Genomic DNA, 24,256 nt, shown 5'->3' on the forward strand with positions numbered 1-24,256 from the left:
AGCAGAAAGGCCATGCAATGCCCGCCGTGTTATGGCGCAGTATTGGGGTGGGTGCCTGCCCAGCCAGCCAGTTTGCGCTGGAGCCATGTTGCGGCTCTGCGGGCAAAAGCTGCCAGCCGGTGCATGAGCAGATACACAACAGGGGTGGAATACAGGGTAAGCAACTGGCTGGTTGCCAGCCCGCCCAGAATGGCAACGCCAAGGGGCAGGCGCAGTTCCGCCCCATAGCCGCGCCCTATAATCATGGGTATGGCGGCAAAGGCTGCGGCCATGGTGGTCATGAGAATGGGGCGGAAGCGGGTCAGGCAGGCTGTTTTTATGGCCTCATGCGGGGGCAGGTTCTGGGTCCGCTCGGCATGCAGGGCAAAGTCGATCATTAAGATGGCATTTTTTTTAACAATGCCTACGAGCATGATCACCGCAATCATGCTGATGAGCGAGAACGGTTGCCCGCACAGCCAGAGCGTAAGCACAGCCCCAAAGGCGGCCGAAGGCAGGGTGGAAAGAATGGTCAGGGGCTGAATGTAGCTTTCGTACAGAATACCCAGTGTGATGTACATGGTGGCAATGGCGGCAACAAACACCAGAGCTTCGTTGACCAGGTCCTTGTGCAGATCGCCCGCTTCGCCTGAAAAATCACCTTTCAGGCTTTCGGGGGCATGCAGGTTGCGCATGGTCTGGCGGATTTCGGCCTCTGCCTCGCTCAGCGAGTGGCCGGCAGCAAGGTCGAAGGAGAGCGCACCAGAGACAAAACCGTTTTCGTGGCTGACCTGTAGCGGTGTGGGGGCGCTGGCTATGCGTGCAACCGTGGGCAGGGGCACCATGGTTTCGGATGTTGCGGAAACGGCCGAACCGTTGGAAGCCCCGGCCCCACCCCCTGCCAGCCTGTTGGCAATGGCATTGCGGAAGGACTGTTCTGAAAGGCTGTCGCTGCGGGCGGCAGGGGCATCGGCAGGTTTGCGTACCCGAATGGTGTTGGAGGCCACAGCACCCGATGCCGTGCCACCAGCGGTGGATACCCACAGGGTTTTCAGCATTTCCGGGTTGTCACGGAACTGCTTCTGCACCTCCATGATCACGTAATAAGTGGTGAGCGGGGTGGAAATGCTGGATGCCGTGCGTTGGCCATACGCATCGTACAGGGCATTGCCAATAAGCTGGGGGGTAATCTGGTAGCGGGCGGCATTGTCGCGGTTGATCAGCACATGCAGTGCCATGCCATGCCCCACCGTATGGCTGCTAACCCCGCTTAAAACCGCACTGTTGCGCAGGGCTTCGGTTACGCGGGGCACCCACTGGTCAATATCGGCCTCGTTTTCGCTGCGGAAGACAAAGCTGTATGCGCCTTCATGCACGCGCTGGCCGCCGCCGTTAATATCACCCGCATTGGAAATGCTGGCCGTAAGCCCCGGTATGGTGCGCACGGTCTGCTGTATGGCATCGGCAATGGCTTCTGGGGTTTGCGTCCGCTGGTTTTTGGGTTTGAGCTGGGCATAGACCTCTGCTTCGTTTGCGGCGTCTTCGCCCGTAAAGCCGATGACGCCCTCCACGCCCGGAGCTGCCTGCATGGCATCAAGCACCGTGCGGGTCTTGGCCGACATGGCGGAAAAGGAGGAGGTCTGGTCCACGCTCAGATACCCCTGCAAAAGAGCAATATCCTCCGCAGGCAGAACGGTTTTGGGGATGATGAAGATCAGCCCGATGGTTGCCACAAAGCTGAGCGGGAGCGAAAGCAGCGTCAGCCACGGGTGGCGCAGGGCAACGTCCAGCGTGGAGCGGTAGAGCCGCATCATCCATGCCATGGCGTGGTCCGTGGCGTCGGCCAGCAGATGGGCGGCCCGCACAAACGGGTTGGCAGAACGCTGCGCTGGAGCCTGTGGGCCGGGGGCCACGTCCAGAAACCGCGCGCACATCATGGGGGTGAGCGAGACCGCCAGAAAAAACGAGACCGAGACAGCAATGGTCAGGGTCATGGCGAATTCAAAAAATATCTTGCCGGCAATGCCCCCCATCAGCAGCAGGGGCAGAAACACCGCGATAAGGGAAATGGTGATGGACAGAATGGTAAAACCGATTTCCTGCGCACCTTGTAAGGTGGCCTGCATGCGGTTCATGCCCTCTTCCATGTGGCGGGCAATGTTTTCCACCACCACAATGGCATCATCCACCACAAAGCCGGTGGCAATGGTCAGCGCCATGAGTGAGAGCGTATCGAGTGAGAAGCCCAGCAGGTGCATGAAGGCCAGAGACCCCGCGAGCGAGACCGGCACCGTAACGGCGGGAATAAAGGTGGAGCGCCAGCTCCGCAAAAATGCCAGCACGACCAGAACGACCAGCAGGACGGAACCAAGCAGGGTTTCCTGCGTGTCCTCCAGAGCGCCACGGATGGATACGGAGCGGTCCGAGACCAGCGTAAACGCAACATCCGCAGGCAGGGCATTGCGCAGCAGGACCGCGCGCGCGCGAATGGCGTCGGTGACTTCAATAACATTTGTGCCCGGTTGTGCGCGGATAATGGCCAGCACGGCAGGCTGCTTGTTGTACCAGCCCGCCGTGCGTTCATTCTGCGGGCCGGAGCGTACTGTTGCCACGCTGCTCAGCCGCACGGGCCGGTTATTGCGGTAACCGATTACCAGATCACGGTACTGCTCGGGGCTGTGGGCCTGATCATTGGTCTGGAGTGTTAGCCGCTGGCCCCCGGTTTCTATGAACCCTTTGGGCGTATTGGCGTTGGCTGATGCAAGGGCCGAGCGGACATCCTCAAACCCGATCCCGTACTGGTAGAGGAGCTGGGGGTTCACTTCCACACGGATGGCGGGCTTGTCCGAGCCCACAACATCGACCCAGCCAACCCCCTTAACCCCGGCCAGCATGGGTTTGAGGTGTGTCTCCCCCAGATCCCGCAGGGCCGTGGCGTTGCGTGTGGCCGATGTAAGGGCCGCAACCATGATCGGGCTATCCGATGGATTGGCTTTGTAATACTGCGGCTGGTCGAGCAGCGTGTGGGGCATGTCCGCCCTTGCCGCGCGCAGGGCGGCCTCCACGTCCCGCGCGGCACCATTGATGTCACGGTTATTGTCAAAGAACAGCAGGATAAATGCGCTGGAATCCGTTGTGTCCGAGCGCATGCTGCTTACGCCCGCAATCTGGCCAAGCCTGCGCTCCAGCGGGGTGGTTACCGCACTGGCCAACTGCTGGGGAGAACTGCCGGGCTGGGAGGCAATAACGTATATGACCGGAACGGAAATATTGGGCAGGTCCGCTACCGGCATGGCGCGGTAGGCAAAAAGACCCGCCACCATAAACGCAACCGCCATAAGGGTTGTGCCAACGGGGCGCATGATGAACAGCCGACTAAAAGACACCGGCAGGGCTCCTCTGGCTTTGCGGGGTAGTTAAGGTGTGTGTTGACCCGGTCGTGCTAGTTCTGCTGCGTGGGGGAGGCATCGGGTAAGTTGACATCAATCCGCCCCTTGCCATCACGCTCCGTTGCCACGGTGCCGGTGGCTTTGTGGACACTGATGTTGCCACTCCCCTGCACATGCAGGGCGGCAACACCCGTGGTGCCGCCAAAACTGGCATTGCCCTTGCCAGCGTTGTTGATGTCCAGCGCCTTGAGTTTTCCCGCAGGTGCGCTCAGGCTGGCTGTGCCGGCCAGATAGACGGCCAGAGCCGGAGCCTTGACCTGGCGGATGGTAATGGGGGCGGAGGTGGTGGAGCGCAGGCGCGCCGAGCCTGCCAGTGTGTCAATGCGGATAGGCCCCGAGGAGTCCGATGCCAGATCAATCGGCCCGGTCCGGCCCAGCTCAATCCCCCCCGAGCCGGACTGGATGGACATGGAACCTTTACGGCCGTCAATAACAATGCGGGTTGCCTGCGGGCTGTCTATGGCCAGCGGCATGGCCGATGGTGTGTGCAGTTCAAGGCTCTGCCCGCTGGCGCAGTCCGTCTGTGTCAGGGTGATGGTGCCATCTGCCGCGGTGGAGCTTTGCAGGCCTGCGGGCCATGCCCCCGGAATGTCCACTCCGTCAGACAGGGTGTTGTCGGTTACAACATGCAGGGTGCTCAGGCAGGGAGCACTGACCTGTACGCGCTGGCCGGGTATGGTCCGCGCCTGTGCGCCCGCGCTCAGGCACAGGGCAAGGGCGCAGAACATGGCAGTACGGCAGGGCAGGGCAAAGGAATGGTACATGCCTGCGTTTGTGCCAGCATGGGGGGCGGGCGTCCATACTCTATCCTAATGCCGTGCGCCGTTCCCGCCTGTGCCGCCCATAAGGGCATCATGCAGCCTGTCCAGTGCTTCGGTCAGGGAATCATGGGCACGTTTGCCCTTGCTGCCAACAATGGTGACTGTGGTGGTCATACCCGCGGCAAGCTGGGTGCCGGGGGGGATGCTGTCGATCTGCACACGGACGGGAATACGCTGTGCCAGCCGCACCCAGGTATAGACCGGGTCCACCGATGGCAGGCCCTGTGTGGAAGGTGTTGCATTGGGGGTGGCAATCCCGCGGGTAATGCTGGTGATATGCCCCCACATGGGCTGGCGGTAGCCCATAAGGTCCAGCCGGGCGCGGTCACCAATATGGATGGAGCGGATTTTGGTTTCCTCAAAATATCCGTCCACCCAGTAGGAGGAAGCATCAATGACCTGAATGTTCGCCTTGCCTGCGGTGGCATAGTCCCCCACACGCATGATCAGGTTGTTGACGTAACCGGTTACGGTGCTGCGCACATGAGTTCGGTCAAGGTTGATATTGGCCTGCGAAAGAGCCGCCATGGCCGAGGCATACTGCGCCTTTGCAACTTCCGCCGTGGCCTGGAACACCTGTTTTTCCTCGCGGGAGGCTGCGGCGTCGGTCAGGTTGTTGCGCCGGTATTCCTGCGCGTTTTTGAGCACCATATCCGCCTGCCGCTCATTCACCAGAGCGGTAGCGGAGGCCACATCCACCTTAAAGTCAAAGGGATCAATGTCGTACAGAACATCACCCGCATGGACAAACTGGTTGTCGCGCACCTTTATGTCTATAATCTGCCCCGAAACACGCGGCGCAATGTCGGCCACCTGCACGCGCACCTGCCCGTTACGGGTCCAGGGTGCTGCGGTATAGTAATCCCACAGGACAAAGCAGACCACGGCTGCAATAGCCAGAATAATGCCGGTCGTAACAAATTGCAGAAGGCGGCGCGCACGTTCAAACACGGCGGAAAAGCCCTTTCACAAAAGGATGGTGTAAAGGCCGATAAGGCCGATCAGAATACCAAATTCGGCCAAGGGCAGGTTCCATACCACGCGGCGGGCGCGTACCTTGGCCAAAAGCGGGTTAAGCGCCAGCAGGGTGGCAATGGCCAGCCCCGCATGCACCACAAAGGAGGACACCAGCAGGCCCCCAATATCCAGAACAGGTTGGAGCTGCATGTTAGCGGGCCTTCCACTGCTGGTCCGGCACGGGCAGCAGGTCATACAGGTGCAGGGCGGAACGGTTGTGTTCAAGCAGGCGGATTGCACCCACCATGGCAGAAACCGCAGCAAGGGCTGTGGCCATCTGCCCATGGGGCAGGCCAATGGCATGGTCGAGCAGAATGCGGGCCTTGTGCCGCATACGCACCAGAGCGGCATCCACGTTGTAGATAATGGTGGCGCGGTAGGCGGATTCCGCATCCAGCCGGATAGCGGGAATGGTGGCGGCGCGTTGCAGGTGGCGGCGTGCGCGGGCCAGTTCAAGGTTGAGGGTATCCAGGCTGGCAAGGCGGGCAAAAACACGTTGGCGTGCCTTGTTGGCGGGCAGGTAACGGTTCCATTCCAGAATACGGCACAGCCGGTCGTAGTGGCGGCTGATCAGGGCGGAGCCGGCCTGTTCACCATGCCCTTCAAACTGGAGCAGCAGATCATGCCCGATGGTAATGCCCACCCTGAACCGCCTGCGGGAGGCGGAGGGTGGTAGCAGCAGCACGAGCGAGATAAAGATCATGATCGCGGCAAACAGGTACAGCACATTACGGTCAATAAAAGCGGATGGCTCGTAATTCTGCTGGTCAGCGACCCCAAGAATAACAAAAAAGAACACCCCGGCGTTAAACCCGACCGTGGCTGTTCTGGGGTGCATGAGCAGCAGGCAGCCGCCAAAAATAACGGGAATGATGGCCATGGCCAGAAAAGGCATGTCCGCCCCGTGGGGGAGTATGCCAAAGTTCAGCACCGCGGCCACAATAATGGCCAGTGGTGTGCCCAGCAGTGCCCCCATGCCAAAGCCGCGCACATTGTAGGTTGTGGCGGCAAGGGTCAGGATAATGGCCACCTGCGACAGTGCTGAATACGTTGCCGGAATATCGGAAATAATGCACAGTCCGGCCGCGACGGAAAAGCCTATAAGCGTGCGCAGGCCGTTGAGCAGTGCGGCAATGACGTCATCATGCTGTTCAATCTTGAGCTCTGGGGCCTGTGTGCGTGCGCGCTGGCCGTGCTCAAACGCATCTATGCCATCCACCGCCCAGCGTGCATCGGACAGCAGAGCCATGGAGCGTTCAATCAGCCAGGCTTCATCCAGCGTTGGGCCGAGGCTGAGCTCGTTTTTATGCGCCTCGCGCGCAAGGTCTTCCAGATCATGCACTGCCTGTGCGGGGGAATCGACTGGCGTACCATCACCAAAGGAATCACGGATGTGCTTGAGCACCGTGGCCGAAACCTCGCCCTTGCGCAGCACAAGGGCAATGGCCTGGCTGCACGAGAGCATTTCCAGCAGCGCCACCATGGCCGAATGTGCGCCTGCAAGCCGCAGCCGTGCATCGGGCAGTTCGGTCTTGGCGAAGGAGATCTGCGATGTCAGGGCAATAATTTCCCCCGCAAGGCCTGCGCAGGCCATGCTGTCGGGAATGCTGTGGCCAGCCAGTGCATCCTTGGCAATGCGGCGCACCATGTCCGATGTGCGGCGCAGGTTGGCGGTCAGTTTTTCAAACGCGGTGGGGGAGCCAAAAATGTCATTGATCGCGGCGGTGGAGGCAATGCCCACCACAATGCAGGACACGCGGTTAACCGTAACGTCAAAAATACCTGCCGGGTTATCAATGCAGCTGATCCCCACAATGGCAACCGTATAGCCCGAGAGCATGGCCGCATAAGCCCGGAAGTCGCGCTCCAGTGTGCCCACAATGGTGCAAAGGGTTAGCCACAACGCCACACCACCCAGAAAAACCCCGCGTTCCTGATTAAAGCAGGCGGTCAGGAAAAGGGCGACAAACGCACCGATAATGGTGCCCGCCAGACGGTAAAGTGCCTTGGAAAGAACCTGCCCACGCAACGGCTGGGCCAGAATCATGACCGTAACCGCCGCCGTACCGGGGGAGGAAAGCTGGAGCCAGAACGCCGTGCTCAATGCCAGCACGGCAGACAGCCACGTACGCAGGCAGAACAGGAACCAGCCGGGAGAAAACACGGAGGGCGGGAGCTGGAGGAACCAGCCCTTCCACCCAGGTCTGTGCATGAAAGCTGTTTTCTCAGCGGTCATTTGGGTCTGCTTTTGTTGTGGCCACTGAGTAAGGATTGCACCCGAATCCGTATTGTCAGGCGCATATTAAAATAAAATATAATGTTTGAGGGAAGTTCTGCCCATAGTCTGGCATTGCGTTCAACGCGCAGCAGACCTGAAGCATAAGCCTGCAAACTATAATGGGGCTAATCAACTCTGGGTCAGGTGCGTACAGGGCTGTTTCCGGCCGCAGGACTATGCTGGCCGTCATGCCATATTCTGTCTTGTCGAGCTATTGGTGGTGCGGGCACAACTGTGTGTATGAAAATTGTTCATACCTCCGACTGGCAGATAGGCCGGACCTTCAGCTTTGTGGATGATGATGCACTGGGCGCGCTTCAGGCCGAGCGGCTGAATGTGATCGAGCGCATAGGCATGCTTGCACGGGCGCAAGGGGCCGCCCATGTGCTGGTCGCAGGCGATGTGTATGAACACGAAACCCCCTCGGGGCATACTTTGCGCCAGCCCATGGAGCGCATGCGCCAGTTTGCGGATATAAGCTGGCACCTTATTCCCGGTAACCACGATGCCCATACCCCTCAGGGCGTATGGACCCGTCTGCAACGTGATAACGCAGTGCCTGCCAATGTTAAGCTCCACCTTGCCTCCGCACCGGTTGAGCTGGATGGCACGCACAATGCCTGGCTGCTGCCTGCCGTTTTGCAGCGGCGGCACACCCTGTCGGACCTGACGGCTTACATGGACGATGCCCCCACCCCCGAAGGGGCTTTGCGCATAGGGGTTGCGCACGGCTCGGTCGTGGGGTTCGGGAATGAGGGAGAAGCCCAGAACAACCCCATAGCCATTGACCGGGCCGCCCGGGCGGGGCTCGCCTATCTGGCGTTGGGGGACTGGCACGGTTTTAACAGGATCAATGACCGCACGGTGTACGCTGGCACGCCGGAGGTGGACCGGTTTGGCACCGGGGGTAATGGCGGGGGGGAATGCGTTGTGGCGGCGTTTGATGGCCCCACAGCTCCACCACGGCTGAGCACGCACAGAACAGGCCGCTTTACGTGGTGCAAGTTTGAAAACGTGGTGCTGACCAGCAGCGCGGACATCCATGCGCTGGAAAGCCGCGTGCGCGCTATAGCCCCCGAGCAGCCCCATACCATTCTGGCATGGCTGGAGGTTGGCGGCATGCTGGGGGTGGACGATCTGGCACTTTATGAAAGTCTGATCGACCACCGCCTGCGGAGTGCACTGGCCTGCCTGCGGCTGAGTGGTGCCCCCAGCCTTGCCGCCGGGGCGGATGATCTGGATATGCTTGGCACATCCGGGCCAGTGCGTGCGGCGGCGGCCGCCCTGCTGGAACGGGTGAATGCCGGTGGGGCTGAGGCCAGTGTTGCACAGGAGGCGCTGCAAAGGCTCTTCCTGCTCTGGGGTGAAGTGCGGAGGGCAACGCCATGATCCTGACAGACATCCAGATCGAGGCCGTGCGCCGTTTTGCCTCCCCCGTTCGGGTCGAAGGGCTGGGCGCTGGGCTGAATATTCTGGCCGCCCCTAATGAGGCCGGTAAATCCACCGTGCTCAAGGCGCTGCGTACCGCGCTAACCCTGCGGCACACCTCCAAAGCCCAGCCGTTCAAGGACCTGCTGCCTTATGGTGGAGGTTCACCCCATATTGGCGTGGCCTTTACATGGAAAGGTCAGCCCTGCTGGCTGGAAAAAAAGTTTGGCAGTAGCAGCCTCGCCCGGCTGGATCTGGGCGCTGAACGGTTTGATGGGGAGGAGGCGGAGGAACGCTTGCAAGCCCTGTTCGAGCTGGAAAAGGTCAGTAAGTCCGAAGCGGCGGGGCTGTGGAACGCCCTGCTGGTGGAGCAGGGTGAAAGCTTTGCCCAGCCTGCGCTGCAAGGGGCCGGGCGTGCCAGCCTTCAGGCCTGTCTGCAACAGAACATCCAGGGCGTAACCGGCACGGCCGAGGCCAGCGCCATGCTGGCTCTGGTCAGCAAACGGCTGGCCCAGTACCAGACTGCAACAGGCAAAACCAGCCAGCGCATGCGCCAGATACAGGAGGAGGGCGAGCAGGCCCGTGCTCTGGTGGCCACCCTTCTGGCCCGCAAGGAAGCTTTGCAGGAGGATATAAGCGGGCTGGAGCAGATCCGACGCACGCTGGCCCAGTGCAACAACCCCGAACGGCGTAGGCAGGACGAGGCAAAACTCGTGGCCCTGCGGCAGACGCGTGACCAGTTGCGCGGGCTTGTGGCGCAGGAGCAGGCTGCACAGGCGCAACTTAGTGCGGCCGAGCAGAGCGTGCAGTATATTCAGGCCGAGCAGGACCGCCGCCAGACCCGCCGGGCAGATATTGCCCGGCTGGAGCAGGTTCTGGCCGATGCCCAAAGCGGGCATACCCAGCTCAGCCTTGTTGCGGGGGAGGCAGACCAGAAACTGGCTCATGCACAGGCCAGCCATAAAGCCGCTTTAAGTCGGCACCAGCAGGCCCGTACCATGGTGTCGCGCGTTATGCACAAGGCTGCTCTGGCCCATAACCAGCAAGCCATAGCGCAGGAGCGTGCCGCGTTCGAGCGGGCGAATACCGCCTGTGCAAGGCTGGAAAAAGCACAGGCGGCCCTGCGCATCATGCCTGTGGATGCAGCTTTTATGCGCCGTCTGGCCAAGGCCGTGCAGGCGGTGCATCAGGCACAGGCCAGCATGCAGGCGCAGGCCACACGGTTTGAGGCAATCCTGCTCCCGGATGCAGCAGGTACGGTATGGCTGAATGGCAACCCCTGCCCAGTTGGCCCCCTGTCCCTGACCGATGTGAGTGAACTGGTGGTGGACGGTGTGGGCCGCTTTACCATAACCCCCTCAACCCAGCAGAGTGACGCGCTGCATGCAGCCCTTGCTACAGCCCAAAGCGCGCTGGACAGTCTGTTGCAAGAGGTCGGATGCCACAGTGTGGAGCAGGCTGAAAGCCAGCACGAGGCCCGCAGGCAGGCCGAGCGGGAAGTGGAGCAGGCCAGTGCCGAGTGTATGGCGCTATTATGTGTGCCCAAGCCCAGCGATATTGCCGCTGCTCTGGGCGCACTGCGCCAGAAGCTGAACGAGCGGGAAGCCCTTTTTGCCAAGGAGCAGGCCGCTCAGGCGGATTGCCCCGAAGATGAAGGCGCTCCGCCGGATGTAGAGCAGGCCCGTGCGCAGGAGCAGGATGCACTTATGGCGGTGGAAGCCGCCCGCGCGCAGGAGCAGGAGGTGCTTACCCTGCACCGCATGGCCCATACCCGGCTGGAGCAGGCTCTTGCCCAGTTTGCACAGCAGCAGCAGGCGCTCCAGCGCGACCGGCGTGAACTGGACGTATGGGTTGAGCGCGAACCCGACCCGGCTTTGCAGACCCGCGCCACAAGCAGTGAGCAGGACAGGCAGCGCGCACAGGCCGAACTGGCCCGGATTGCCCATATACGCCAGCAGGAGGAACCGCTGAGCGTGGTGGAGCAGGGTATTCTCCGTCGCGAACAGGCTATGGAACACCTGCACGAGCAGATTACGCGCCTGTCCGTGGACCAGACGGAGCGTGAAACACGGATCCGTCAGGCAGAAGGGGATGGGCTGGATGAACAGCTTGCCTGTGCGGAACGCCACGCAGCACAGGCGCAGGGGGAGCTGGAGGCATGGGAGCGCGAGCGCGCAGCCCTTGCATTGCTGGAGGCTACGCTGCTTCAGGCCGAAACCACACAGACCGAGCGGTATCTGGCCCCGCTGGTGCAGGCCATGCAGCCCGCTTTTTCTGCCCTGTTCCGTGGGGCAACACTGGAGGTGGATACGCAGTTCGCCCTGACCGGCCTGACGCGTCAGCGCGCGGAGGAGGTAAAGGATCTGTCGGATGGCACAAGGGAACAGATAGCCGTGCTGGTCAGGCTCGGGTTTGCAGAATTGCTGCACAAACGCGGGGCCCCAGCCATTCTGGTGCTGGATGACGCGCTGAGTTTTTCAGACTCCCAGCGGCTGGAAACCTTGTTTGATGTGTTGTCCGATGCCGCAACGCGTTTGCAGGTCATACTACTGACCTGCCACGCGGAGCAGTTTACCCCCCTGCAGGGCAGGATGCTCAGCCTGCGCCCGATGGAGCGGTTTGTGGTTCCGAACTGATTACAGAACCGCGTTGAACTGAAGCCCCATAACGGCCGCATCGTGGAATACGGTGCTGCCACCGGGGCGGTTGATGTACTGGAAGTCCGGCTGCAGTGAAATACCGGGCGCTACGTGCGCGTTATAGAACACTTCATAAATGTTCTCGTGCGACTGAATGCCCCATACGGTGCCCCACTGGTTGGAGGGGAAGGGCACACCGGCCATGCTTGCGGCTTCCTGCTGCAAGGTAGAGGCGCGGCTCATCAGCTCCCACTGGTACATGGCCCCCACGCTATCCATCGGGCGGCCCCATTTGGCCCCGGTTTCCACCATACCAGCCCAGATATGGTGAGACATGGCGGTAGTGTGCCCATCGGCCCACATCCATCCAGCCAGAGCGATCAGGCCGTTGGTTGGGCCATCCCCATTGCGGACCAGCATCTGGTCGGCCATGACCCATGCGCTGGCACGGCCTGCGCGGTAGCGTTTGGGCATGCCGGTTTCAATCCAGGCATTGCCGTGTATGTCATCAAGCAGGTCGGGGTAGCTGGAATTGTCATAGCCAAAACCGGCCTTGTAGTGCCCGTTCAGGTGGTCTTTGCCAAATTTGGGCAGCCAGCCCACTTCCACGGGGGAGGAGAACTTGCCCAGACCGTCCTGCGCCCATGCCCAGCCGGAAATACCGCCGTTGAACGCATGGGGGGAAACAGCAAACAGCCCACCCATGATATAGGTATCGCTTGTGGGCATCACGCGTGCCACAAACCCAAGGTTACCCGATGGCCAGTCACGCGCGCCTTCGGTGTATTTGGTGGGGGCGGGGTTACCGCACATGGCCACGTTCATGTACATACAGAACAGGGGGGATGCGGCAAAAAAGCTGCCCGGCGGGATCCAGCCAGCACTGATGTCCACATGGTTATGGAAAAACGAATGCTCGGCATACAGGTAAACAAGGTGGGCTACCACGTTACCACGCGCGCCATAAATCTGCTGCACGCCGCCAATGGAGTCCCCGATGTAATCCGTGCTCAGGTTCCGCCCATGGCCGTTCACAACCATCATGTGGGTCCAGAGGTTCTTGAACAGGTCCGTATTGGTCAGCTTGCCCCAGTCCACATCCAGTTCAACACCAACCTGCCCCGCATTGGTCACGCCCTGCTTGCGACCCCCACGGAAGTTGCCTGCCAGTTCCTCATGCACATCGGCCAGAATGTGAATACCGTGGTTGAGCAGCCATGGCTGCGCACCACCCCAGTCACCAAAAAAATGGTCCTTGCCATAGGGGGCAGAAAACAGGGGGCCGGGGTCTTCGACCAGATTGGCCTCGTTATCAACTTCCAGACTGGGTAAAAGACCAATAGAACTGTTGCCACCGGGCAGGAGTTGCGCCCGCGCGGGAAGGGCCGTGGCCAGAAGGGGGAAAAGGAAGGCAAAAAGCCAGAACGTGCGAAAAGGAAAAAAAATACGTTTGGTCATGATCCCAATTTTGTTGTCTTTGGATTGGTCTTGCGCGTGAGCGAAAAGATCAATCATGGTTTATCGGGGTGTAACAACCCCAATCCCTAAATGTTTTTTAGGGCCGATGCAGGCAAAAGGTTGCCTTTGAGGGCTTATTTTCTGCCCCAGACAGCTATTATTCATTCCCCTGATGCGTTTTTGCATCATACTTGCGGAGATATAACAGTCAGCCATGTCCAAGATAGATACGAACCGACCGTTTTTGCCTGTGCGTATTGCTGTTATGACTGTTTCGGATTCGCGCACACTGGAGACGGACACCTCCGGCGCAGCCCTTGTGGCGCGGGTTGAGGCCGCAGGGCACACCGTAGCAGCACGCACCATTGTTTCCGATGATGCGGACCTGATCGTAGCGCAGCTGAGCGCCTGGATTGCAGACCCGCTGGTGGATGTGGTCATCACCAATGGTGGCACCGGTGTAACCGGCCGGGATGTGACACCAGAAGCATTCGAGCGCGTTATGGAAAAGCGCATAGAAGGCTTTGGCGAGCTGTTCCGTATGCTGTCTTACCAGAAAATCGGCACATCCACCATTCAGTCACGCGCCGTGGCGGGTGTTGCAGGCGGGACTTACCTGTTTGCGCTCCCCGGCTCCACGGGTGCGGTCAAGGATGGATGGGACGATATTCTGGTGTTCCAGCTCGATAGCCGCCACCGTCCGTGTAATTTTGTGGAACTGATGCCCCGCCTGCGCGAAGGGCTGAAGGAGACCTCTCACCATGACTGATGATGTAAAACTGCTGATGCTGGCAGGGGACTACGTAGAGGACTATGAGATTATGGTCCCGTATCAGGCCCTTTCCATGCTGGGATATACGGTGGATGTGGTCTGCCCGGACAAAAAAGCGGGGGACAAGGTTCTGACCGCCATCCATGATTTTGAAGGGGCGCAGACCTACAGCGAAAAACCCGGCCATGCCTTTACGCTGACCGCGGATTTTGCTGCGATCGACACGGATGATTATCTGGGTCTTATCGTCCCCGGTGGCAGAGCGCCTGAGTATCTGCGGCTTAACCCAAGAGTGCTTGAGATTGTGCGCGCCTTTGCGGACCGGCCTCTGGCAGCGATCTGCCATGGTGCACAGTTGCTGGCAGCGGCTGGGGTTATTAAGGGGCGCAAGGTTTCGGCCTACCCGGCATGCAAGCCGGAAGTGGAACTGGCTGGCGGCATTTATGCCGATATTGCCGTAACAGACGCCGTAACGGATGGTGAGCTGGTCAGTGCTCCCGCATGGCCTGCCCACCCGGCATGGCTGGCCCAGTTCCTGAAGGTGCTTGGCGCAAATATCAGCATTTAAGCCACGCAGCGCATGACCTGACCTGAGTTATGGAAGTGCGCTGGTCTGGCCTGCGCAGGCCCCCGGTCCCGTATGGGGTGCCGGGGGTGCTGGCAGTTTAGTAGCCGTTGACGGCGGGGCGGTTGAGAATTGCCATCAGCTCACGCCGGGTATCGGAATTGTCACGGAACACGCCCAGCATGGTGCTGGTGACCATGGACACGCCGGGCTTGTGCACGCCGCGTGTGGTCATGCACTCATGTGCGGATTCAATAATCACGGCCACGCCTTGGGGTTCAAGCACGTCATTAATGGTGTTGGCGATCTGGGCGGTCATGCGTTCCTGAATCTGGAGGCGGCGGGCATAGGCGTCCACCACGCGGGCCAGTTTGGAAATACCGACAACCCGCTGGCGCGGCAGGTAGGCAACATGGGCCCGGCCAACAATAGGGGCCAGATGGTGCTCGCAGTGGCTTTCAAAGCGAATGTCACGGAGCAGAACAATCTCGTCATACCCATCGACTTCGGAAAAAGTCCGGCGGAGCAGGTTGGCCGGGTCAATGGCATAGCCTGAAAAAAAGTCGGTATAGGCACGGGCAACACGGGCGGGTGTGTCCAGCAGACCTTCACGCGTCGGGTCATCGCCAGCCCAGCGCAGCAGAGTGCGCACTGCCTGTTCGGCTTCCTGTTGGGTGGGGCGGTCTGTGTTGTGCTCAGGCACGCTCATGCCGGTCTCCTGCTTTGGTTATTGGAGCTGGTGGTTCTGGAAAGGGCTATCCAGGCTGAAGGCGGGAATGGTCACGTCAAACCGGGTGCGGTCCGTGGTGGCTTGCAGCAGGTAAGACCCGCGCATGAACCCCCCGGGCGTGGAAAGAGACGCGCCAGATGTATATTCGTAAAGCGTACCGGGCTGGATAATGGGCTGCTCCCCTACAACACCCTGCCCATGCACATGCTCCGTGCGGCCGGATGTGTCGGTAATATGCCATGTCCGCTCAAGCAGTTGCACCGGTCTGTTGCTGTCGTTGCCAATGCGGATACGGTACACCCAGCAGTAACTGTGCTCATCCGGCTCGGACTGGTCAGACAGCCAGAAGACCTGCACTAGCACACGAATGCCATCGGTCACGGCTTCGTACACAGGGAGGGGGGAGAACAGTTCGTTCAGAGCTTCTTCCGGGGATTGTGGAAGGGGGGCAACGGCCCAGTCGGCCATGGGTCTCCATGCTCCTGCAAAATGGAAAGGGGTTCGGCCCTGATCAGCCGTTCCGTGTGCTAGGTCCGCATTGGGTGCGAGAGCGTGCCAGTATCATGAACATGGGGGTTGTGCAAAGCTGCATCCAGTAAGGGGAGTGCAGGCCATGCCCCTCTGGCCATGGCCCTTGCCCCTAGGTGGATGGGGGCAGGCCATGGCCGGGCAGGCGTGTGTCGTGCTTACAGCGCCTTGAGTGCGGCAACGCCGCGTGCCAGATCGTCTATCAGGTCCGCGCTGTCTTCAAGGCCGACGGAAAAGCGGATGGCGCCATCCGTAATGCCAAGGGCTGCGCGTTCTTCGGGGCTGATCTTGGAGTGCGTGGTGGTGGCCGGGTGGGTCACCAGCGAGCGGGAATCCCCCAGATTGTTGGAAATGGCGATCAGTTGCAGAGCGTTCATGAACGCAAAGGCTTCTTTTTGTCCGCCTTCCACTGCAAAGGCGACAAGTGTGCCGTTGCCGCTCATCTGGCGCTGGGCCAGTTCGTATTGCGGGTGGTCCTTGCGGCCGGGGTAGCGCACCATCTTGATCCCCGGAGCCGATGCCAGATAATCCGCCACTGCGGCGGCATTGCGGGCCATGGCTTCCACACGCAGGGACAGGGTTTCCAGCCCCTTGAGCATGACCCATGCGTTAAAGGGGGAAAGCGCATTGCCGGTGTTGCGCGTAAAGGGCTGGAGGGTTTCGGTTATCCAGTCCTTGCGGCCCAGCACGGCACCACCCAGCACTCGGCCCTGACCATCAATGTGCTTGGTACAGGAATAAACCACCACATCCGCGCCCAGTTCGAGCGGTTTCTGGAAGATGGGGGAGGCAAACACATTGTCCACAACCACAATTGCACCCGCTTTGTGGGCGCGCTCGGAAATGGCTGCAATGTCGAGAATATCGAGCATGGGGTTGGAGGGGCTTTCCAGCAGCACCGCATCCGTGGGGACAGACAGGGCCTCATCCCATTCCGCCAGATTGCCACCATCCACAAACACGGTTTCCACGCCGTAGCGGGGCAGCAGGTGGTTTACAATCCAGTGGCAGGAGCCAAACAGCGCGCGGGAGGCCACAACACGCCCGCCCGCCGTAACGTGGGAGAGCAGGGCGGAGGAAACAGCCCCCATGCCCGTTGCCGTGGTTACGCAGGCTTCTGCCCCTTCCAGATCCGCCAGACGGGCTTCAAGTGCAGCGGTGGTGGGGTTGCCAAAACGGCTGTACTGGTAGTGCGTAACCTCACCCGTAAAGGTTTTGGCAGCCTGTTCGGCGTTGTCATACACAAAGCCGGAGGTCAGGAAGAGAGCTTCGCTGGTTTCACCATATTCGGTGCGCTCCAGACCGGCATGGAGCTGGCGTGTGGCAGGGCGCCACGCCTTGGAAGGGGATGTCTGGTTATCACTCATGGGACTTGTATCCGGTTCTTTCGTGTCTGATCCACACCTTGGGGCAGGCGCAGGGCGTGCGTCCATCCGCGGGGGTGCATCTCTCAAATTGACCGTGGAAACCATGACGTCGGGTTATGCGCGCCGTCAAAGCCTCTTTAGCGCGTTTCTTTTACCTCGCCGCAAGCCGGCCTAACAAATCACGAGGGAAGGTTTCGTGCAGAAACATTCTGCCTTCTGGTTAGTCCCGCTCCTTATCATTCGTCAAGAATGTATTTTAGCGTTTTCCTGCTGCATTCCACAAATCAGAGCTGTGGTTTTGGCTAGAGCAGGGCTTGTAGCAGGGGAATAAACGGCAGATCGGCCTCGGGCATGGCGTAGCTGCGCAGATCAGCCGGGGCCACCCACGCCAGTTTCTGCCCCTCACGCGCGGTGGGGGTGCCATGCCAGCGGCGGCAGATATACAGCGGCATCAGCAGGTCAAAGCCGGGGTAGGCGTGCGAGGCAAATGTAAAGGGCGCCAGGCATGCGCGCGACATATCCAGCCCCAGTTCCTCATGCAGTTCGCGCACAAGAGCGGCCTCTGGTGTTTCTCCCGCTTCCACCTTGCCGCCGGGGAACTCCCATAGACCGGCCATGCTTTTGCCCTCCGGCCTGCGGGCGAGCAGAATATGGCCCTGTGCATCTATTAACGCGGCGGCGGAAACCAGCACCAGCTTGCGCTGTGTGGTGGTGGGGGCTGTGCTCATGTCCAGATCAGTCCGGTTGGCTTCCATCATGGCAACAGGCAGTTCCGTGCCACGGGCGGTAAACATCTGCCGGTCAGTGCCACAATGGCGGAAGCCTGCGTGTTCAAGAACGCGGATGGAGGCAGGGTTATCCTGTGCTGCCGTTGCGCGCAGGGCGGTAATATCCAGATGGGCCAGTGCCCAACGCGTCATGCGGGTGGCGGCATGGGTGGCAATGCCCTGCCCCCAGTAGGGGCGGCCAACCCAGTAGCCCAGAATACCCACACGCCCCACCTGCGGCATGGTGTGAATGCGCACCCCAATGCAGCCCATAAAAGCCCCGTCGGGTGCGGTTATGGCAAAATGATAGCCTTCGCCACTGGCCTGCATCTGGCAGGTGGAGGCGATCCAGCTATCCGCCAGATCCCGGGGGTAGGGGAAGGGCAGGCGGCTGAGCATGCGCACCACCTCCCAGTCATTGACCAGGTGGTGCAGGGTTGTTGCATCATCAGGGTGGAGCGGGCGCAGGCGGTATGGACCCGCATCCAGTAACAGTGGTCCGGTATCAGGCATGAGACTCGCTGGCGGGGGGAATGCCACATTCAACCAGCAAAGCCCGGAGCGCGTTAATCACGGGGAAGACCTCCACATTGTGGTCCCCACCCAGTTCGCGCCATGCGTTCTGCTCCAGTTCTACAATCTCGCGGTCTTCGGCAAAAATCCGCTCTGTAAACGCAACAAGCAACGGCCATGCCATATCCAGAATACCGGGGATTTTGGGGCGTTTGACCGAGAGCAGGCCAAAGGTCCGGTTGGTCAGTTCATCAGCACTCTGGGGGGTGTACACAATCCACAGGTCCATTACCGGGTCTTCATCCCCGGTCTGGATGCGTAGGGTCTGGTAGGGGTATTCCGTGCGGATGGTCATGACATCCCGGTGCTGGAATTTTTCCGACACGTCACGCCGCTCGCCAAAAATCAGGGCTTCGCCAAAGGGCTGTTTGCCCCCTGTGCGCGCAAAGCTGTAGCGGGCTTCTACCAGACCGGGCTCGCGCTTCTGGCCCAAAAAGCGGGGCTTCATCTGGCCCATCTGTTTGGAGTGCATGAACTGGTGGTTCATATCCATCAGGTTTTCATGCATGAAGCTGTAGTGGCAGCCAACGGTGCGGCCAAAATAGCGGGTTTTGTAGGCGGGGCTATCCGCCCTTGCCAACTGCGGGGCCAAGGGCACGCTATCGGCTTTTTCCGGGTCGCCGGGAAAAACAAAGATCATGCCGTTCTGTTCGCGGCAGGGGTAGGTACGTACCCCGTTGGGCAGCTTGCCCTTGCCCAGATAAGGTACGTCAATGCACCGGCCGGAGCGGCCATAGGCCCAGCCGTGGTAGCAGCATTTGACCGAACTGCCCGCAACAACCCCTTTGCTGAGCGGCACCTGCCGGTGGGCGCAGCGGTCTTCCAGCGCAAAAATGGGGCCGTCCACCGGGCGCACCAAGGCTATGGGCTGGCCAGCGTAACGCGTGCCTATGGTTTTTCCGGGTTTGAGTTCGCGCGACCATGCAACCGGGTACCAGTAGTCCGGGTTGGAGCGTACCCTGCGTATGTCCGTTGTGTTCGGGCGTGTTTCGGCCCCAAAGGACGTATCATCAGAATTGGGCGGTACTGTCTGGTTCATGTCGCCTCGAATCAGGGGAACCCCCACGGCATCGGGCCGATGCCGCCATTTGCGAACGCTATCTCAACTCATACCCATGTGGGATGCAAGACCATTGGGGCCGGTTGCGCAAATTAATGCGCCGCCAGCTCGGCTGTCAGGGCCTCTATGAACTGATATGCCACACGGCCCGAGCGGCTGCCACGGGTAATGGCCCATTCATTGGCGCGGGCCAGCAGCACATCGGCGGAAATGGGCAGGTTGCGCGCCTGAGCATAGGTCTGGACCATATCGGTATAGGTATCCTGCTCGCAGGCATGGAAGCCAAGCCACAGGCCAAACCGGTCGGAGAGGGAGACTTTTTCTTCCGTGGCTTCGGAGGGGTTGATGGCGGTTGAACGCTCGTTTTCTATCATGTCGCGCGGCATCAGGTGGCGGCGGTTGGATGTGGCGTAGAACAGAACATTCTCCGGCCGCCCGGCAATGCCGCCATCCAGCACGGATTTGAGGGCTTTGTAATCCCGGTCTTCTTTTTCAAACGACAGGTCATCACAGAACAGAATGAAGCGGCGGTGGTTCTCACGCAGCAGGCTGAGCAGCAGGGGCAGGCTTGTCAGGTCCTCACGCTGGATTTCTATGAGTGCTACCAGCCCCTTGCCCGGCGTGCAGGGTTTGCCGTCCACCTGGTTGACCAGCGCATGCGCCCCCTTGACCAGCGAGGACTTGCCCATACCGCGCGCCCCCCACAGCATGGCGTTGTTGGCGGGCAGGCCGTGGGCAAAATGGCGCGTGTTTTCCAGCAGAATGCGCCGTTGCAGGTCTATGCCCTGCAACAGGTCCACGCGGACATGGGCCACATGGGGGATGGGCAGCAGCCGCCCGCGTTCTGGCAGCCAGACAAAAGCATCCGCCGTATCCACCCCTTCCAGCGTTGCGGGGGGAGGGGAAAGGCGCTCCAGAGCCGCGGCAATACGGTCCAATGCTGGCAGCAGGGTCTGGTCCATCGGCTTTTATTCCTTATTAAAGGTCTTTCTGGCGGTCTTTCGTCAGCATGGGAGCTTGACGCGGGAGGATTGAAAATTATGGTCACTTCTTCTGTTTTCGCAACCAGCCATTGTTGAAGGTCTGTACCCTTATGTCCAATTTTCTTATCCCCGCTGCTTATGCCCAGACAGCCGGAGGCTCTGGCGGTGCTTCGGGCATTATGTCCTTTTTGCCGTTCGTGGCTGTTTTTGCCATCATGTATTTTCTGCTCATCCGCCCCCAGCAGCAGCGCCAAAAGCAGCTTAAATCCGAGCTCAAGGCCCTGCGCCGTGGTGACCGGATTGTAACAGCCGGTGGTGTTATTGGTGTTGTGCAGCGCACCAAGGAAGAGTCGAACGAAGTGGAAGTGGAAATCGCACCTAACGTGCGCGTTATGGTCATGCGCGAAACCATTTCCACCGTGCTGACCAGCACAGCCAAACCCGCCAACGACTAAGCCCCAGCCGGGGCTGGTTACCGTTACAGGAACGAGACGGGGTCTATATCCACCTCAACGCGCACGTGCCTGTCCAGTGGAACCAGCCCCAGCCAGCGGCGCAGAATAGGTTGCACCGCAATGCTGCGCCATGTGCGGAGCAGCAACCGGCGGCGGTGCCGCCCACGTAGGATGGCAAGCGGGGCCGGAGCTGGCCCCAGTACCTGAATACCCTCCCCATACGGGGCGGTGCGGCCAAAGCGGGCTGCGGCATCATCCGCCGCCTGAGGTGTGTCCGCGCTGATGATCAACGCCGCCAGCCGCCCATAAGGCGGCCAGAAGCCGGGGCGGCGCTGTTCGGCTTCCTGCTCCATGAACTGGTCAAAATCGCCCGAAAGCAGGGCCTGCATAACCGGGTGTTCGGGCGTGTAGCTTTGCAGCACCACGCGCCCCGGTGCGCTCGCACGGCCCGCGCGGCCTGCAACCTGATGCAAAAGCTGGATCGTGCGCTCCCCGGCCCGCAGGTCCGCCCCCCCAAGCCCCAGATCGGCATCCACAATGCCAACCAGTGTCAGATGGGGGAAGTGCCAGCCCTTGGCCACAATCTGGGTGCCAATAATCAGGTCCACTTCACGGCGGGCAATTTTGGCAACCGCTTCTGCCGTGGCGGCAGGCCCCCCAAGCGTATCGCTCGACATGACAAGAATACGCGCATCGGGGAAGCTCTGGCGGGCCTCCTCGGTTATGCGCTCAATCCCCGGGCCAATGGCGGTCAGGCTGTGTTCGGTTTTGCAGTTCGGGCATACGGGGGGCATGGGCTCCGTATGGTCGCAGTAGTGGCAGCTAAGCACCTGCCGGTTGCGGTGTTCCACCAGCCATGCGGTGCAGTGCGGGCATTCCATGCGGTGGCCACAGGTGCGGCACAGCGTAAGGGGGGCGTACCCCCGGCGGTTAAGGAACAGCATGGCCTGCTCCTCCCGCCCTAATGTGGCAGCGATGTCTTCCACCAGTCTGGGGGAGAGGAACAGCCCGCGTTCAGGCGGGGCCTCCCGCATGTCCAGTAGGTGGGTTTGCGGCAGGGATGCGCCGCCGTGGCGGGTGGGCAGCACAAGGCGCTGGTAGCGCCCGGCCTGTGCATTGGCCAGAGTTTCCAGGCTGGGGGTGGCGGATACCACCACAGCGGCAAACCCCGCCAGCCTTGCACGCACCACGGCCATGTCCCGCGCGTTGTAGATTACGCCTTCTTCCTGTTTGAATAGGGATTCGTGCTCTTCATCCACAATAATCAGGCCGAGGTTGCAAAAAGGCAGGAACAGCGCCGAGCGCGCGCCCACAACCACCGTCGCGGACCCATCGGCCGTTCCCAGCCAGGTCTGGCGGCGGGCCTTCTGCCCGATTTCGGAGTGCCAGACAGCGGGGCGCACGCCAAAGCGGCGGGTAAACCGGTCCATCCACTGGGCGGACAAGGCAATTTCGGGCAGGAGCACAAGGGCCTGTTGCCCCTGTTCCAGACAGGCGGCTATGGCTTCGAGGTAGATTTCGGTCTTGCCCGAGCCTGTTACCCCTTCAAGCAGGGTCACGGAAAATTTTTTGTCCTGCACGCTGTGGCGCAGGGCTGTAGCGGCTTCTTTTTGTGCCCCTTCCAGCACAGGCAGGTGGTGCAGCGGGTCGGGCTGGGCAAAGGGGCTGGCAGGTTCAAGCAGGACCGGGCGGAGTGCTCCTGCATCTGCCAGCCCTTTGACCACACCGGCACTGACCTTTGCCGCACTGGCAATATCGGTTGTGGTGCGGGGGCGGCCATCCGCCATAAGGGCCAGCACCTTCTGCCGCGCGGGGGTTAGGCGCAGTTCTTCCGGTGGGGTGGGGGGAGCGATCCAGCCCATGGCGGGGGCAGGTGTGGCCCCTTTCATGTGCAGGCGCAGGGTCATGGCCAGTACCATGCCGGGGGGGGAGAGCGTATAGGCGGCTACCCAGTCCACAAACCGGCGGAGTTCGGCATTAAGCGGGGGAAGCTCCAGCCGTTCGGCTACGGCACGCAGGCGGTTATCAGCCACTGTTTTGGCGGGCGTAGGGTGGGCAAGGTCTGCTGGCAGGGTGGTGTGTGTGTCCCAGACTACGCCGGTCTGGCGGCGGTTGCCCAAGGGTACGCTCACAATATCGCCCGGCTTGAGCGCCATGCTGGCAGGGGCTTTGTAGTCAAACGGGCCAGTAAACGGCATGGGCAGCAGGACGGGCACGCGCAGCCCACCCGTTGTGGGCTGGTCCGCGCCGGAGGCATGCGTAGAAGAAGGGGGAGGAGCCACTGCCATGCCCTTATGTTTAAGCGCGCAGCAGCGCAAAGAACAGGGGTTGTCTGTTGGGCTTTTTGCCCGAACATAGGATAGAAGGGAGCAGAAGGCAGGAGGCACATAGGCATGACGGCCGAAGACGCAGTGCAAAAATTTCTGGCATGGATGGCGGTGGAAAAACGGGCCTCCCTTTTGACCATAGATGCCTATCGGGGGGATCTGGCCCGTTTTCTGGCTTTTATGACCACACATCTGGGTGGCCCACCGGTCATGAGCGGGCTGGCCAGCATAACCCTGCGCGACCTCCGGGCATGGCTTGCGCATGAGGTGGCACAGGCGCAGGAGCAGGCCAGCCGCCCCCATGCGCGCCGGAGTACGCCAGACCAGGCTGCCCGCACCCGAGCGCGCCGGGTTTCTGCCCTGCGCTCATTTTTTAAATATCTGGCACGTAGGGAAGGGGTGGAGAATCCGGCGGTCTCGCTGTTACGCCTGCCCCGTACCAAAAAAACACTGCCCCGCCCTCTGGCGCGCGAAGATGCACTGGCCGCCCCGGATGATATTGCCAGTATGGCCCACACCCCCATGGAGGAGCAGCGGAACGCCACCCTGTTCCTGCTGCTATATGGCTGTGGATTGCGGATTTCTGAAGCGCTGAACCTGAATATTGCTGACCTGCACACAATGGAAGGCAGTGGCGTCCTGCGTATTCACGGCAAGGGGGGCAAGGAGCGACTGGTGCCCGTGCTCCCTGCCGTGTGCAGGGCGCTGGAAGCATGGCGTAAACGCCACCCCGCCCCCGCGCCGGACAGCCCGTTATTTGTCGGGGTTCGTGGGGGGCGCCTGCAACCTGCTATTGCCCAGAAGGCCATGCGGGAATGGCGGGTCAGCAACGGGCTGCCCGAGCACGTAACCCCCCATGCCCTGCGCCATTCCTTTGCCACCCATTTAATGGAAGGGGGGGCAGACCTGCGTGTTATTCAGGAACTGCTGGGCCATGCCAGCCTGTCCACAACACAACGTTACACACTGGCGGATGAGGCACGGCTGCTGGATGTCTGGACGCGTGCGCATCCACGTGCGCAAATGGAGCATAACGCCCATAAAAAAGAAGGTTGAGGGT

At 60.8% G+C, this 24,256-nt stretch carries 19 protein-coding genes and 1 riboswitch; of the genes, 6 read left to right on the top strand and 13 right to left on the bottom strand.

Annotated elements, in window-relative coordinates; translation table 11 throughout:
* Window positions 1–29 precede the first annotated feature (29 nt).
* The 5 genes from ACSYTG_RS04005 to ACSYTG_RS04025 are packed head-to-tail and all read right to left on the bottom strand — an operon-like array spanning window position 30 to window position 7,478.
* On the bottom strand, window positions 30–3,365 hold the full coding sequence (locus tag ACSYTG_RS04005; RefSeq protein WP_489783043.1) for an efflux RND transporter permease subunit: 3,336 nt from the start codon (window positions 3,363–3,365) through the stop codon (window positions 30–32).
* A 56-nt stretch (window positions 3,366–3,421) separates the two neighbouring features.
* Complete coding sequence (locus ACSYTG_RS04010; protein ID WP_489783042.1) at window positions 3,422–4,192, bottom strand: GIN domain-containing protein; 771 nt, start codon at window positions 4,190–4,192, stop codon at window positions 3,422–3,424.
* Window positions 4,193–4,237: 45 nt separating this feature from the next.
* Window positions 4,238–5,200, bottom strand: a complete 963-nt coding sequence (locus ACSYTG_RS04015) for an HlyD family secretion protein (protein WP_095349985.1) — start codon at window positions 5,198–5,200, stop codon at window positions 4,238–4,240.
* A 15-nt stretch (window positions 5,201–5,215) separates the two neighbouring features.
* Window positions 5,216–5,416 carry a DUF1656 domain-containing protein gene (locus tag ACSYTG_RS04020; RefSeq protein WP_086645545.1) on the bottom strand — a complete coding sequence of 67 codons (201 nt, stop codon included), beginning with the start codon at window positions 5,414–5,416 and terminating at the stop codon, window positions 5,216–5,218.
* Window position 5,417: 1 nt separating this feature from the next.
* Window positions 5,418–7,478 carry an FUSC family protein gene (locus ACSYTG_RS04025; RefSeq protein ID WP_233129045.1) on the bottom strand — a complete coding sequence of 687 codons (2,061 nt, stop codon included), beginning with the start codon at window positions 7,476–7,478 and terminating at the stop codon, window positions 5,418–5,420.
* 306 nt (window positions 7,479–7,784) lie between these two features.
* Between ACSYTG_RS04025 and ACSYTG_RS04030 the strand changes: the two genes are divergently transcribed.
* Entirely contained in the window at window positions 7,785–8,933 is a 1,149-nt protein-coding gene (locus ACSYTG_RS04030) for a metallophosphoesterase family protein (RefSeq protein WP_489783041.1), read from the top strand.
* Window positions 8,930–11,608, top strand: coding sequence for an AAA family ATPase (locus tag ACSYTG_RS04035; RefSeq protein ID WP_489783040.1), 2,679 nt, complete (start codon window positions 8,930–8,932; stop codon window positions 11,606–11,608). The genes ACSYTG_RS04030 and ACSYTG_RS04035 overlap by 4 nt, the downstream gene beginning before the upstream one ends.
* Here the strand turns inward: ACSYTG_RS04035 and ACSYTG_RS04040 are convergent, their stop codons facing one another.
* Window positions 11,609–13,069 carry a carbohydrate porin gene (locus tag ACSYTG_RS04040; protein ID WP_489783039.1) on the bottom strand — a complete coding sequence of 487 codons (1,461 nt, stop codon included), beginning with the start codon at window positions 13,067–13,069 and terminating at the stop codon, window positions 11,609–11,611. It abuts the gene before it with no gap.
* 214 nt (window positions 13,070–13,283) lie between these two features.
* Between ACSYTG_RS04040 and moaB the strand changes: the two genes are divergently transcribed.
* Both moaB and ACSYTG_RS04050 read left to right on the top strand, forming a co-directional pair.
* Window positions 13,284–13,838 carry a molybdenum cofactor biosynthesis protein B gene (moaB, locus tag ACSYTG_RS04045; protein WP_253527986.1) on the top strand — a complete coding sequence of 185 codons (555 nt, stop codon included), beginning with the start codon at window positions 13,284–13,286 and terminating at the stop codon, window positions 13,836–13,838.
* The gene (locus ACSYTG_RS04050) at window positions 13,831–14,409 is read left to right on the top strand and encodes a DJ-1/PfpI family protein (RefSeq protein WP_086645540.1); all 579 of its coding nucleotides are present in this window, start codon (window positions 13,831–13,833) and stop codon (window positions 14,407–14,409) included. Before moaB ends, ACSYTG_RS04050 begins: the two co-directional genes overlap by 8 nt.
* A gap of 97 nt (window positions 14,410–14,506) precedes the next feature.
* On the opposite strand, the gene folE is transcribed toward ACSYTG_RS04050, so the two are convergent.
* From folE to ACSYTG_RS04080, 6 genes are all read right to left on the bottom strand, one after another.
* The gene (gene folE, locus ACSYTG_RS04055) at window positions 14,507–15,115 is read right to left on the bottom strand and encodes a GTP cyclohydrolase I FolE (RefSeq protein WP_086645539.1); all 609 of its coding nucleotides are present in this window, start codon (window positions 15,113–15,115) and stop codon (window positions 14,507–14,509) included.
* An 18-nt stretch (window positions 15,116–15,133) separates the two neighbouring features.
* Entirely contained in the window at window positions 15,134–15,604 is a 471-nt protein-coding gene (apaG, locus tag ACSYTG_RS04060) for a Co2+/Mg2+ efflux protein ApaG (RefSeq protein WP_086645538.1), read from the bottom strand.
* Between the two features lie 218 nt (window positions 15,605–15,822).
* Window positions 15,823–17,031, bottom strand: a complete 1,209-nt coding sequence (gene metZ / locus ACSYTG_RS04065; protein WP_086645537.1) for an O-succinylhomoserine sulfhydrylase — start codon at window positions 17,029–17,031, stop codon at window positions 15,823–15,825.
* 116 nt (window positions 17,032–17,147) lie between these two features.
* A riboswitch (SAM riboswitch) is annotated at window positions 17,148–17,227 on the bottom strand.
* Window positions 17,228–17,333: 106 nt separating this feature from the next.
* Entirely contained in the window at window positions 17,334–18,311 is a 978-nt protein-coding gene (gene mutT, locus ACSYTG_RS04070) for an 8-oxo-dGTP diphosphatase MutT (protein ID WP_489783038.1), read from the bottom strand.
* Window positions 18,304–19,410 (bottom strand): Rieske 2Fe-2S domain-containing protein, encoded by a 1,107-nt coding sequence (locus tag ACSYTG_RS04075; protein WP_179290153.1) that lies wholly within the window; start codon window positions 19,408–19,410, stop codon window positions 18,304–18,306. Before ACSYTG_RS04075 ends, mutT begins: the two co-directional genes overlap by 8 nt.
* Window positions 19,411–19,523: 113 nt before the next feature.
* A complete protein-coding gene (locus ACSYTG_RS04080) occupies window positions 19,524–20,393 on the bottom strand; it encodes an ATP-binding protein (RefSeq protein WP_086645535.1) in 870 nt (289 codons plus the stop codon).
* A gap of 131 nt (window positions 20,394–20,524) precedes the next feature.
* Between ACSYTG_RS04080 and yajC the strand changes: the two genes are divergently transcribed.
* Window positions 20,525–20,869, top strand: coding sequence for a preprotein translocase subunit YajC (yajC, locus tag ACSYTG_RS04085; protein WP_086645534.1), 345 nt, complete (start codon window positions 20,525–20,527; stop codon window positions 20,867–20,869).
* 23 nt (window positions 20,870–20,892) lie between these two features.
* Here yajC and ACSYTG_RS04090 read toward each other — a convergent pair whose 3' ends face one another.
* The gene (locus tag ACSYTG_RS04090) at window positions 20,893–23,067 is read right to left on the bottom strand and encodes a primosomal protein N' (protein ID WP_491706459.1); all 2,175 of its coding nucleotides are present in this window, start codon (window positions 23,065–23,067) and stop codon (window positions 20,893–20,895) included.
* Between the two features lie 195 nt (window positions 23,068–23,262).
* Between ACSYTG_RS04090 and ACSYTG_RS04095 the strand changes: the two genes are divergently transcribed.
* A complete protein-coding gene (locus ACSYTG_RS04095; RefSeq protein WP_489783036.1) occupies window positions 23,263–24,252 on the top strand; it encodes a tyrosine recombinase XerC in 990 nt (329 codons plus the stop codon).
* Window positions 24,253–24,256: the final 4 nt, after the last annotated feature.

Source organism: Acetobacter sp. ESL1128 (genome assembly GCF_058505085.1).